The organism is Vibrio sp. 10N.286.46.A8, from assembly GCF_041470165.1.
Lineage (GTDB): Bacteria > Pseudomonadota > Gammaproteobacteria > Enterobacterales > Vibrionaceae > Vibrio > Vibrio tasmaniensis_A.
On record NZ_JBFRLX010000233.1, the window covers coordinates 1 to 12,812 of the forward strand.

8 protein-coding genes and 1 pseudogene are annotated in these 12,812 nt (G+C 44.5%); 7 read left to right on the plus strand and 2 right to left on the minus strand.

What is annotated here, in order from left to right:
* Nucleotides 1-361 precede the first annotated feature (361 nt).
* Nucleotides 362-2,063: pseudogene (locus AB4232_RS19890) on the plus strand (amidohydrolase).
* A 101-nt stretch (nt 2,064-2,164) separates the two neighbouring features.
* On the opposite strand, the gene AB4232_RS19895 reads toward AB4232_RS19890, so the two are convergent.
* Nucleotides 2,165-3,421: an MFS transporter gene (locus AB4232_RS19895; protein ID WP_372087836.1), complete on the minus strand. Its 1,257-nt coding sequence runs from the start codon at nt 3,419-3,421 to the stop codon at nt 2,165-2,167.
* 101 nt (nt 3,422-3,522) lie between these two features.
* On the opposite strand from AB4232_RS19895, the gene AB4232_RS19900 reads away from it, so the two are divergent.
* The 5 genes from AB4232_RS19900 to AB4232_RS19920 all read left to right on the plus strand — a co-directional run bounded on the left by AB4232_RS19900 (nt 3,523) and on the right by AB4232_RS19920 (nt 11,396).
* Nucleotides 3,523-4,290 carry an ABC transporter ATP-binding protein gene (locus tag AB4232_RS19900; protein ID WP_372087837.1) on the plus strand — a complete coding sequence of 256 codons (768 nt, stop codon included), beginning with the start codon at nt 3,523-3,525 and terminating at the stop codon, nt 4,288-4,290.
* Nucleotides 4,291-4,307: 17 nt separating this feature from the next.
* Nucleotides 4,308-5,219 (plus strand): iron-siderophore ABC transporter substrate-binding protein, encoded by a 912-nt coding sequence (locus AB4232_RS19905; protein WP_017096909.1) that lies wholly within the window; start codon nt 4,308-4,310, stop codon nt 5,217-5,219.
* The gene (gene fhuB, locus AB4232_RS19910) at nt 5,219-7,216 is read left to right on the plus strand and encodes a Fe(3+)-hydroxamate ABC transporter permease FhuB (protein WP_102249534.1); all 1,998 of its coding nucleotides are present in this window, start codon (nt 5,219-5,221) and stop codon (nt 7,214-7,216) included. Before AB4232_RS19905 ends, fhuB begins: the two co-directional genes overlap by 1 nt.
* A gap of 465 nt (nt 7,217-7,681) precedes the next feature.
* The gene (locus AB4232_RS19915; RefSeq protein ID WP_372087838.1) at nt 7,682-8,638 is read left to right on the plus strand and encodes a GntR family transcriptional regulator; all 957 of its coding nucleotides are present in this window, start codon (nt 7,682-7,684) and stop codon (nt 8,636-8,638) included.
* 604 nt (nt 8,639-9,242) lie between these two features.
* Complete coding sequence (locus tag AB4232_RS19920) at nt 9,243-11,396, plus strand: TonB-dependent receptor (RefSeq protein WP_372087839.1); 2,154 nt, start codon at nt 9,243-9,245, stop codon at nt 11,394-11,396.
* Between the two features lie 140 nt (nt 11,397-11,536).
* Here the strand turns inward: AB4232_RS19920 and AB4232_RS19925 are convergent, their stop codons facing one another.
* A complete protein-coding gene (locus AB4232_RS19925; protein ID WP_372087840.1) occupies nt 11,537-12,016 on the minus strand; it encodes a hypothetical protein in 480 nt (159 codons plus the stop codon).
* A gap of 261 nt (nt 12,017-12,277) precedes the next feature.
* Here AB4232_RS19925 and AB4232_RS19930 point away from each other — a divergent pair, with 261 nt between their 5' ends.
* Nucleotides 12,278-12,409, plus strand: coding sequence for a hypothetical protein (locus tag AB4232_RS19930; RefSeq protein WP_017100407.1), 132 nt, complete (start codon nt 12,278-12,280; stop codon nt 12,407-12,409).
* The last annotated feature ends 403 nt before the right edge of the window (nt 12,410-12,812 follow it).

Consider the following 12,812-nt stretch of genomic DNA (forward strand, 5'->3'; position numbering starts at 1 on the left):
CAATAAGATCACGCTAAGCAGCAATAATATTTTTTTCATCCTAACCTCGACTTGTTTTTATTAGTAATGCGAGTAAGTCTCGTGAAAACATAAACTTACATCCTTGGTAATACGTTAAATCCATTTTTAAAGTTCACCTAACTGTAATTTATTCAGAATCTTATGTGAATTGTTTAGTCTGCGAATGAATCAATGGTGTTTCATTGATGTTCGATATTGAGTCGGAGTCACCGCAAAATATACGGCAAGTTAACTTAATCAGGAGAGCAACTATGGACACTTTATTATTAAAAATCCGCGATATGATTCTTACCACTCGCTTTCTATACTTACTAAACAGTGGAACATGGAATAAATAACAATGAACAATAAGCTCACTTTGCCACGCACTGCATGGATTGCATTATTCGCTAGCCTAGTCTCTGTGCCATCGGCTTTTTCTCAAAGCCTAACCGCAGACCAGATCTTTACCAATGCCGACATATATGGGCATCGCGAGTCAGAGTCGATCGTTACCCATAAAGGCAAGATCATCTTCATCGGTGACCACGCTCAGGCGCAATCTTTTCAAGGTCAGAGTACCGATGTCATCGACTTGGAGAATGCCTTTGTTTTGCCGGGGTTCATTGATAATCATAACCATGTGTTTGAAGCCGCCTCAGAGCTGGGTGGCAATTGCGAACTAGACTCTGAAGCCACATTAGAAGAGCAAATCCCTTACTTAGAAGCGTGTAAAATCAATGCCGAAACCAATGGTCGAGGCTGGCTGATGGGTTATGGCTTTTCTCTTGAGTCGACACTCGACAGCGACTCTGAATACACACCACTTGAGATCATCGACAGTATCTTCCCTGATCGCCCCGTGGTGCTTATGGAGCAAACCTCTCACTCTATGTGGGTCAACTCAAAAGCCTTAAAAATAGCCAGAATCAGCCAACAATCTCCTGACCCACAAGGTGGCGCTTATTTAAAAGACCAAGACAGCGGCAAGCTCAATGGCATCTTATTAGATAACGCTGGCGACCAAATTATGGAGATGGCGTGGAACAGCCAAAGCGAGCTCTTTGAACAAAGCTACCAAGGGTTAATGTTCGGTCTTGAAGAAGCCGCTGCGCACGGCATTACCACCATCGGTGACGGCCGGATGTACTGGAAACGAGGCTGGTATGACGTTTGGCTAGAAGCGGAGCAAAACCAAGATTTGACGGCTCGCGTGTCATTACGCCCTTGGGTTTACCCATCAATGGCGATACCCTCTCAATTAGAAGTCTTCGAGAAGATGTATTCCGATGATAAAAGCCGTCTGTTGCTCGTCGATCAGGTAAAAATGTACAGCGATGGCATCTTCATTAACGGTACAGCAAAAACACTCGCGCCCTATTTAGATACCTATCTGCCACAGTCTCCCAATGGCCTAAACTACATTCCACCAGCACAGATGAAAGAGTGGCTAACCGCGCTCGATAAAATCGGTTTTAGTGCGCACATTCATGCGATTGGTGATGGTGCCGTTCGTGAATCTCTTGATGCGATAGAAAGCGTGCGTAAACAAGGTTCGCAAAAGCCTTATACCCTAACTCACATAGAGTTAATCAATGATGAAGACGTTCCCCGCTTCAAGCAGCTCAATGTCTCGGCGGACTTCCAAGTCGGTTCCGATTCAACACCAATGGGCTGAAGCTTTCCTTGGTGCTCGCCGCGCCAAAGCCATGATGAACTTAGACGCGATACTTAAGACTGATGCCAATATCACCTTGAGCAGTGACTGGAACGTACACGACATCAACCCTCTAGTTGGAATCGCAAATAGCTTAATCATGGGTAAAACAGGCCTAACTGATATCTACACAGCTATCGACGCTTACACGCTCAATGCAGCAAAGAGCCTTGGTATCGAAGACGTCACGGGGTCTATTGAGGTTGGGAAATCAGCGGACTTCGCGATTCTCAACAAAGACATCACCACGTTGTCAGCAAGAGGAATCGCAGAAACACAGGTGTTAATGACAGTGTTAAGAGGGGATGTGGTTTTCGAAGACGCTGCTTTCAAAGACATAAATTAGCAAACCAATGTTCGACGCAAAGCCGTTTGCTACCAGTTAATTTGCTATCCGTTAGCTCACTTCCAATTGATTCACTAAAAAGTATCAGGGGAAATATAAGATTAAGCTTGCTCAGCGAGCTTGGTATTTCCCTTTATTTTTACAACATAAGTCGTCGCGAAAATCAGTAGACAAAATAGCCCACATAAGTAGATGGGATACTGAGGGTTCAAGGTCGAAGTAAACGCGAGCATTGAAGCAACCCCGTAGCCTAGAGTATGGGACATGGCGATGTACCCTGCGGCTGCGCCCGGTGTACCACTTTGCTTTTCAGTGGCAAACAACGTGTAAGCAGGAACAAGCAACGCTGCGCCAATCGCTGTCAGTACCATCGCCACAGCAAACGCCCACATACTGGGAATCAAGAACATTCCAAAACCGACAAGCAGACCCAATGCCCCCCAACGGTACATAACAAACGGTGTCAGCTTTTCTTTTTTGATAACCAAGAGTTGAGTAGCAAAAGTACAGGCAGCACTGATAGTCAAAAGAATCCCGATCGTGTCACTTATTTGATCGGTAGGCCAACGGGTGATCGAATAGATAAGTGGAGAAAAACTGTATTGCAACAACGCGACTGCGGCACACAACAACAACCCGCAAGATAAAAAAGGCAGTAATGTTCTATTCGGTAACCAAGGTGCTTGCCCTATTCCTTCAGCCTTCCGAGTATCTTCTTTAGGGGTTGGTAATAACATCGTGACAAGTAAAGCAACACACGGCAAAAAAATCATCACGACCAGGGGAGCAAAAGGCGATAACTTTAACGCTAAAATGGAGACCAAAGGCCCAATTAATCGACCAACACTTAGGCCAAGACTCACTGATGTAATAGCCTGTAAACGGTTCTTCTCACCACACAATAATATCGCCCAATGCTGACTCGCAGGCACCATTCCAGACACCGTACAACCATAAATAATTCGCGCGACCACCAACCCAATCAAACAAAACACGAATGCCTGCCCCTGTTTGCTAAACATGACGAAAAAACACAACAAGGCAAAGCTGATTGCCATGCCTAGCAATGCCTGAATGACTACTTTTTTAGGTCCATATTTGTCGCTCTGCCTTCCCCAAAAAGGCGCAGACGGCAAAAATAATATGCTTCCTATTGCGATAAGAATCGACCACGTAGGCAAGCTGAATGCAGACTGTTCCACAAGAAAAGGCAGGGAAACGAGTAAGCCGTTTTGCCCAATTCCCATAAGAGCCGAAGCAAGACCAATAGCCAATAGTTGAAATTTTTTATTTTGTATCACAGACATAATATCGAAGGCGCTAGATAAGGTTGGTAGGTTCGTAGTGGGCACGAACATATTACAATGATAAATAGATTGATTTAGCGAATAATTATCATTTTGATTTCACTGTGTTACATTAGCGGCTAGCAGCCCATAACTCAACTTCATATTGCATTATGTACACACTTACCAATGCCTCGTTCGAAATCGACGGTAAGAAAATCCTTTCGCCAACGACTTTGACCTTTGAACCAAAGAAGATCACCACCTTGCTTGGTCATAATGGATGTGGCAAATCGACACTCATTAAACTGTTAAGTCGACAAAATACGCCAACAGAAGGTGACGTTTTCTTCAATGAGCAACCACTCGCCTCATACAGTAACCTTGAATTTGCACACCAAGTCGCCTACCTGCCGCAGCACCCACCGATTACTGATGGCGTGACCGTTCGTGAACTGGTTTGCTTTGGCCGTTATCCATGGAAAGGCGCATTTGGACGTTATAGCAAAGATGATTATGCCATCGTAGACGAAGCGATTGAGAAAGTTGGCCTTAATGCCTTTTCTGACCGATTTGTCGCAACACTTTCCGGCGGAGAAAGACAAAGAGCTTGGGTCGCCATGCTACTTGCTCAGCAAAGCCAATGTATTTTGCTTGATGAACCAACCTCAGCACTCGATGTCGCGCACCAGCATGAATTGCTCACTTTAATCAGAGAGCTTAATCAGTCACTCGGCTTAACCGTGATCATGGTGCTTCATGATGTGAACATGGCCGCCAAATTCAGTGATCATTTGATTGCGCTTCATTCTGGGAAAGTGATTGCTTCCGGTTCGCCTAAAGATTTGATGACGCCAGAAACACTAATGCAAATCTACGGAATGGAGCTTGCGCTCTTTAAACACCCTGAGACAGGGCAACCTATCAGCTACATCCCTTAAATCAAAAGGAACCTGTTGTGAAAAAGTTCATCACCATGCTGTTCACAGTATTAGCTTTCAACGCCCTTGCTCTAGAGAGCGTTCACGCACTAGAAATCAAACATGAAATGGGCAGTGTCTCTTTCGATGCTACACCTAAAAAAGTGGTGGCTTTAGATTGGGCACTCACCGAAACCGTATTAAGCCTAGGCGTTGAGTTGCAAGGTGTGGCAGACGCACAAGGTTATCAGCAATGGGTGGTAAAACCTGCGTTAAATGCAGACGTGACAGATGTGGGATCTCGAAGAGAACCAAACCTAGAGCTACTAACAGAACTCAAACCTGACGTCATTTTAATCAGTGAGCATATGGCGGCGGCCTACCACCAGCTCAATAAAATCGCACCTGTCTTGGTTTACAGTGTCTACAGCAAAAAGAAACAACCTCTTGAATCCGCAACTTCGGTTACCCTCTCTTTAGGCAAGCTATTTAACAAAGCACAACGCGCCCAACAAGTGATTGATGAGACAAACAAGAGATTAAGCGATAATGGTGAAAAAATACGTGCCGCAGGCAACTCAGACAAACCACTGATTTTTGCACGCTTTATCAACGACAAAACCTTACGCATTCATAGCCAAGGTTCATTAGCGCAAGCCACCATAAGCAGCATGGGTCTTAAAAACGACTGGCAAGAGCAGACAAACCTCTGGGGTTTTACCACTACAGGTACTGAAAGGCTCGCTGAACACCAACAGACGAATGTGATGATCTTTGGCCCGCTAACGGAAGAAGAGCATAAGAAACTGACTCAATCCCCTCTTTGGCAAGCGATGGCGTTTACGCGTACAGACTCCGTTTACGAACTTCCTACCATCTGGACCTTCGGTGGGCTAATCGCCGCTCAAAGGTTTAGTGACCACATTACCGAACTGCTTATCCAAAAATAATGGCTACCGCAAAGATCGAAAAAACCGTCACCGGGCGATTCAGTATCAAGGCAGCGGCACTACCTGTCGCTGCTGTTTTGTTGATCAGCTCGCTACTGCAAATTACCGCTCCTTACTCGCAAGGGGTTGGCTTGATTTGGGATACGCTGTTTCACTTTGATTCTTCAAATTATCAGCATCTGATTACTCACCTCACCTATTTACCTAGGCTTACCGTCGCTCTCATTTGTGGTTTTGCACTGGCAGTCGCTGGGTGTGTGATGCAATTTGTACTGCGTAACCCCATTGCCTCACCTACCACATTGGGTGTTGCTGCGGGCGCAGAACTCGGCATGGTATTAGGGATCCTTTTAATTCCTGCTAACCTAGCTATCCCAGGGTTTATTCCCGCTTTCATTGGGGGCTGCCTTGCAACAGGCTTAGTTTTTACCTTAAGTTCTGCACGAGGCTTTTCACCATTACACATGGTGTTAGCCGGTATGGTGGTCAGCCTATTTTTAGGCTCACTCAACACCATGTTGCTCATGCTGCATGAACAACGGCTTACCAGTATTTTTGTTTGGGGTGCAGGTGTACTGAATCAGAATGATTGGTCGAGCGTGCAGGTTCTCATACCTTTAGTCTCGATCCCGACGCTGTTATTACTGGTTTTACAGCGTCCATTATCAGCGCTGCAATTTGGCGATAATGTCGCCACTTCGCTTGGTGTAAACATCAAACAAATCAAATTGCTTTGCTTATCGTTGGCGATCTTTATTACTGCAGCCGTAGTCAGTGAAGTAGGCTTAATCGGATTCGTTGGCATTGTGGCTCCTGCTATCGCTAGGCTTATCGGTGTAAGAGCACTCGCGAAACAGATTCTGGTCAGCGGGTTGGTAGGCAGCTTCATTCTATTGATTGTGGATTTAGTGATTCAGCCCTTCTCTGGCTTCGGTGGCGAACTGCTCCCTACCGGCGCAATGACGGCGCTACTGGGTGCTCCTTTCTTATTGTGGTTACTGCAACGTACCAAGCTGCAGTCCGATCTCAAAAACCGCAGTGAAACCATTGAGCACTACAAATTCGTCAGTACGCGTAAAGTACTGGCCGCGATGTCAGTACTATTGATGGCAATGTGTGTTCTTGCCCTTACAGTAGGTAAAAACCAGTTCGGTTGGAATGTTGAACTCAACCCATCGCTATTCGATCTACGTCTACCGCGTGTATTAGTCGCGCTATTGGCAGGGATCGGGCTTGCGTTTGCAGGCACGATTATTCAACGCATCTCAAACAACCCAATGGCGAGCCCCGAAGTATTGGGGATCAGCTCAGGGGCTGCTCTGGCGTTAGTGCTCGGCACACTATTTGGCACTGCAGTCGGCCGAGAAGAGCAAATGCTGCTTGGTACACTCGGTGCAACTTCAGTGACTGCCGTGGTTTGGTTAATGGGAAGAAAACACAATTTCGCCCCAACGCAAACCTTGTTAACAGGCATCGCGCTAAGTGCAGGGCTCGACGCTCTATTGCGCATCACAATGAGCTCGGGTAATGAGAATGCAACCGCGCTCCTCACTTGGCTTTCAGGCTCGACTTATTTAGTCGCTAATCAAGATGTCATTTTGCTCGCCGTTGGGGTTGCCATCATCAGTGCAGTGGCGCTGTCTTTGAATCGCTGGATAGAGCTGATTAACTTAGGCGACGTCACCACAAGCAGCCTAGGTATGAACACAACCGCTGTTCGATTGGCTTTGCTTTTGCTAGTCGCGGCACTAACAACTCTGTGCACCATCGTCATTGGGCCATTAAGTTTCATTGGATTATTGGCGCCACACATGGCGCGTTCGCTTCACCAATATCGCGCGATTCCTCAAATGCTCACAGCAGCATTATTAGGCGCTATCATCATGGTGGCTGCAGACTGGATTGGTCGTACGCTATGGTTCCCTTGGCAGTTCCCGGCAGGTCTATTAGCCTCTCTGATTGGTGGCGGCTACTTCCTCTATCTAATGAGAAAATAAGCACACACGAGAAGTCACTTTCTCCGCTTAAAGCCCCCGTTTGAAGCCTCCATTTGCAGTCGAGGCTTTAAGCGGGCTCTCTTCTTACCCACTCATTAATACCAATCGTAGTAAATAACTGGTCACCCTAGCTGGTTAAAACGCTCGATAACTGTGTTAGAATTTTTGATTGTAGAATAACTACTTATCGAAACTTCTTGTCGAAAAGAGCTGCCTTGCTCTCAAGCCTTTTTCCTGCGCTATTTTTGAACACTTACTTACTGTGATTGGTATGGCACACTTGCCAACAAAGCTATCAATAACCGCCAACCATTCAATTCCCAACGAACCGCTAAATTACCAACCAACCTATCCATTGCAACAGGTCGATTAACATTGTCTTTTGGTTACAAAAACACAATTTATGGTATTTAAGCCTTTTTGTGTTTACCATGGAATCAAGATTAAACACATACTCTGAGCGTCATGGACATAACGACAATTACAAAGCTCCAACAAAATTTGTTATTCAAGGTCATCGCGAGGCTAAAAGCCGACAACGCGAAAGCGGGAAGCAGCCTAAACGAATCATCTTTGGCGCAGCAATTCGAAGTATCAAGAAGCCCTATTCGAGCGGTGCTAAAACACTTGTCAGCGCAAGGCATCACTAAAGTCGTCCCTTATAAAGGGTCTGTATTACAAACCGATGCGGCAAATATCGAAATTTCAGGCCAAGACAACGACCAACAACCTCGCCAAGAACAATTATACCTGCGCGTACTCATGGATTTATTTTTTAGTGAGTTAGGTCAGTCGTTTTCCGAGAAAGACCTGCAACAACGTTATGATGCCAACCGTGGTGAGATGCAAAGCGTACTGCGCCTATTAGAAAACGATGGTATTTTTCGTCGCAGTCCAGGATACAAATGGCAGCTTGATGGTGTGTTGAACACCTTAGAAAGACACACCGAAAGTTATCGCTGTCGACTCATTTTCGAGCCTGCTGGCCTACTCGAACCAACATGGACACTTGATAACAGTGCAATTGAAAGCTGCCGAGATCGCCATGCTCAAGCGATTCAGACCCCAGAATCTGTCAACGCCAGTCAACTCTTTAGCCTCAGTGCTGAGTTTCACGAGCAACTTGCCGCATATTCAGGAAATCGCTTCTTATTGAGCACCATGCAACAACATAATCGCCTACGTAAAGCGACCGATCTCGTCTCGATGCACATTCAATCTTCGGTCACTAAATCGTGCCAGCGTCGCCTAGAGATCATCGAATTGGTGCTAGAAGGTGACAACCAAACGGCCTCGACAAAATTAGCTCAGCTACTGGAAAATGACATTCGAGTCATGAAACGCACCTACAACGACGTAATGACGGTCTCTATGGAGCAGCGAGAAAGCTTAATCAACAGCATCATGGCAAAAAACAGTTAACTACGTGAGCAGTCAAATCATGGCTGCCCTTATCGTGTCCTTCTACCATCGAAAATACCATTCTGACTTCACGAACACACGAGGGCCTGTTTACCTTTCGTTGTTAAATTTTGTTCAAAAGATCAACAGGCCCTAATACCTGCACTTTCACACCTTCTGAATTATATGGTTCACACCCGCTTAAACACTTGCGGAACAAGGCACTGGCTCTGTTCCGCCCGAGTGACTAACCCCCTCGGCAAACAAGTGTTTCCAAATCTATAAAATAAAATTGCATTTTCATATTGTATTTTCGCAACAAAAACACAATAATAATGATTCTTATTTAGAATTGATAAACTTAACGATAATACTTCGTACTTTAACTATAGAAGTAGTAACCGCTTAGGTGGCGTGAATGCGAACGTATACAAGCTTGAAAGATATCGAGATGAGTATGTTTGGGGCCATAAGTAAGTGACCACTGTTAACCTCTTTTCTAATTTAGGAGGCTTCATTTATTACTAACCAGTAAAGATGAACGCTTGTTTACTTATAAAAAACAAAGTCATCGCACAAATATGAGTCTTTGTGCAGCCTTTTATTGATCAAGATTGAGAACAAAATGAAAACCGAAAAAGGAAGTTTCAAGCTTTCCACCGTTACGCTAGCGATTGTCGCAGCAAGCACAGTGTTTACAGCCCAAGCACAAGAATACACAACCGAAGAGAACATGGTGGTTGTCGCTAGCCGAACACCAAAAGCGATCAGCGATATTCCGGGAACAGTTTGGTACATCGACGCAGATAAAATCGAACAGGAATACCGTGGCGGTAAATCATTAGGTGAAATTCTATCGGCGAGCATTCCCTCTTTAGATGTAAGCAGCGGCGCTCGTACTAACTATGGTCAGAATCTACGTGGCCGTAAGATGCTCGTTATGATCGATGGCGTATCACTGCAATCCTCTCGCCAAATCAGCCGCCACTTAGATTCAATCGACCCATTTAACATTGATCGCATCGAAGTGTTATCGGGTGCAACATCTATCTACGGTGCCGGTGCTTCTGGTGGTGTCATCAACATCATCACCAAAAAAGCACAAGGTGAAGAGTTAGAATTCGAATCTTATGTCGGTGGCTCATCGGGCTTTAATTCAGGTGAAGATTTCGATTACAAAGTCGGTCAATCTATCTCTGGCGGTAACGACAAAGTTCAAGCTCGCTCTTCTGTGGTTTACACCGAGACACAAGGTGTATTCGATGCAGATGGCGATATTGTTACTCCTGACATTTCACAAGGCTCACTGCAGTTCAACAAGACGGTAGATTTCCTGACAACTGTCGGCGTGAACCTGTCTGAGACCAAAAAGCTCAACTTCCTAGCACAATATTACGATAGCCAGCAAAACTCTCCTTACGGTCTATACATCACCGGGCGCGATTTTGTTGACGTACGTAAAGGGTTTTACTCGGATCGCGAACACGGAACTGAGCGCATCATGCTGAGTGCCTCTTACGTCGATGATCAATTCCTTGGGCATCAGTTTATTGCTGAAGCTTCATACCGTAAAGAAGACCAAACTTACACGCCTTACTTCCAATCTTCTGGTCAACAAATTACCGATGTTATTTCATTAAAAACAGCACTGGCTAAGAGCTTCAATAAGTTCAATATTGTTTATGGTATCGATGCGTATCAAGATCAGCTTGATAGCAATCAAGCGCTTTACGATCGCACCATTGCGAACAATTCAGGCAACTTAGTCAACAAGACCTATGCACAAGTGGGTCGCTATGCCGGTGTTAAAGTCAGCTCTATCGCGGGCTTTGTGCAATCTGACTATGCGATCACCGATGATTGGACGGTGGAAGGTGGATTCCGCTACCAATACATCTCTAACAAGATTGATGATTTTGTCGGCTACAGCCAGCAGAAGAAAATTGCTGCTGGTAAAGGCAAAACAGCAGACGCAGTACCAGGTGGTGAAACTGATTACGGTGTTGGCTTATTTAACCTAGGTACGATCTACCACCTTAATAACGAGTCTCAAGTTTGGGCAAACTTCTCGCAAGGTTTCGACCTTGCAGACCCAGCTAAATACTACGGACAAGGCAGCTACAAGCTCGTTGGTGATCACTGGAAACTCAACGACAGCATCAACGTTAATGACTCAAAAATGTCTGGTATCAAAACCAACAGTTTCGAGTTAGGTTACCGCCTTGATACTGGCGAGCTAAGCTTGCAAACCGCGGCTTATTACTCACAATCTGACAAATCAGTGAAGTACAACAGAAAGACATTGCTGATTGAAAACATCAATGACAAAAAGCGAGTGTACGGGCTAGAGGCGATGGCTTCTTACTGGGTACATGACAACATTCAACTGGGCGCTTCTGGTCACTACGTCACCTCTGAAGTGAAAGGTAACGACGGTTGGAAAGATGTATCTGCAGGAAGTGCAAGTACTTCTAAAGCAAGTGCTTGGGCAGGTTGGTATGACACAGACCTATCTGTAAAAGTACAAAGCCAAACTATGTTTGATTACGAAGACGACAAAAACAAACTTGATGGCTACACCGTGTTTGATCTAGTGAGTACCTATCAGCTTCCTGTCGGTAGTCTAGGTTTTGGTATTCAAAACTTACTGAACAAAGACTACACCACTGTTTGGGGTCAACGTGCTCAAATCCTTTACTCGTCTCATTACGACTCAGCAGCGTATGACTACAAAGGCCGCGGCCGTACTTACACTCTGAACTACCAAGTTAAGTACTAATTAATCGGTCTGCATAAGCTGAATTAGTCGCTTACTCTAAAGTGTGGGATAGCTAAAAGACAAAAAGGGTTGGCAAACATGCCAACCCTTTTCAATTGAGGGTTCATTCCGAACTCCCCTATGTTTAACTCTACTTATGCTTAAGCTGTCTTTTCTTTCAAGTTTGATTCTTGTTTATCATCAAGCGCAAAGTAGATCTTCGATACAATTACTTCAGCAATGAGAATCGTAAATACCACGGCGAAGAACGCCACTACACCATTCCAAGGGCCTGTAAAGCTCACCTTCTCGCCGAACAATAAGTTAATCGCTTCTAGCATCACGAACTTTGAACCCACCAAGATGATGTAAGTAGTGATGGCGCGATAAACCTTAGGCGCGGTACCCGGTTTACTTTTGAAGTGCTCAGCAATCTTGTGCTCTAAGCTAATAGAGAGCTTCAACAATAACTGCAGTAATAACGCTGCTATCAAAGAAATAGTGAAAGACTCAATGTTGACGAAGTCCCAGTACTCATCGAAAAAGTTAAGTACCACTAAGTCCACCAGCACAGCTAACGTGTAACCTACAAATAGACGTTGTGGTGTGTTGAACCCGTAAACTTTGTCTGATTTAGTCATTCTGTCTCTCTCTAATTTGATAAGTCGCCTTGATTTGAAATACATCTTAGCGCTCGAAAAGGAGCAAAACTTACCATTTTGTGACACCACCAATAATCATTATTCAAATTAATGATTCGACAGAAATCCCCCTTCCTTCTCTTATAGCAATAGCAAAAACACACCCAATTCATCACCGTCACCAAATGGCCATTCTTCAAATGCTGCCCCCATATGATGACTCCATCAGCGACACACACTCATTTCCAAAAGGTGCAGACTATGAAAAAGCTAATCACTAACGTGAACGTATTTAACGGTGTTGATAACAACTTAATCGAGAGCGTATCAGTCCTCATCGAGGATAACTTGATCACCCAGATTAGAGAAATTAACTTCCATTCTACGAGTTAGTTTCCGTTTTTCGAGTTAATTCCCACTCTATGAATTAATTTACATTCACGTATTAGCCACCCAAATAACAACCACACAAGAAATAACATGGAATAGCAACCTGTAAAGATTAAACATAAACAACCTCTAATTACTTCGTAAAAAACACAGAGTAAAGGGAATTATTTCAGCATGGGAAACTCTAACTAAATGTTAAATGATAATTTATCTGGAGGTGCTATTTTAATATAACCTTGTCAACCCCTCGCCCTTAAATTGCACATAAGACAATTTATAAAGTAAATACTATTAATCATTTTTTGTAATCAGGAATTAACAATGAGACTGTTGTTGTACTCGACATGTGGTGTTCTGAGTTTTCTAGGCATATTTGGACTAGCTGCGTTGTATATTGTTTATTAAT